This is a genomic window from Marinimicrobium sp. UBA4209, assembly GCF_002381585.1.
Taxonomy (GTDB): Bacteria; Pseudomonadota; Gammaproteobacteria; order Pseudomonadales; family Cellvibrionaceae; genus Marinimicrobium; species Marinimicrobium koreense.
The window spans coordinates 1-351 of the sequence record NZ_DFTP01000078.1 but is presented as its reverse complement, the minus strand read 5'-3'; the positions used below and the strand labels follow the sequence as shown (position 1 = coordinate 351).

Below are 351 nucleotides of genomic sequence, written 5' to 3'. Positions count from 1 at the left end.
GTTTCGGAGGCTGATAAGCCTTGCCACCGACGCCACGGGTAACGACCAACTTGAGACTACCGTCCACAGCCGGCAGGCGGGCGAGTAAACGCTCCCGCTCCCGTTCGAGGCGATCGGTATCCAGAACCAGACCCAGCCTCCGGGCGCCGGCGATCAGCCTCTGCCGATGGAACGACCAGAGTGGTACCCGGCCGCCGCGCACCCTGGCGGTTTCGAATAAACCGTCACCATAGGCCAGGCCGCGATCCAGGGGAGAAAGCGTCGCGCCAAATTCACCGTTGGTCAGTGTGATCACTTCTGAATCTGTCATACAGGGAGTCTACCAAAAGCGGACACAAAAACGCCGGAGTG

At 61.3% G+C, this 351-nt stretch carries 1 protein-coding gene; it reads right to left on the bottom strand.

All coding sequences use genetic code 11. The features are described from left to right. On the bottom strand, positions 1–310 hold a 310-nt coding region (locus B3187_RS11625; RefSeq protein ID WP_286806611.1), incomplete at its 3' end, for an aminotransferase class IV. Positions 311–351: the final 41 nt, after the last annotated feature.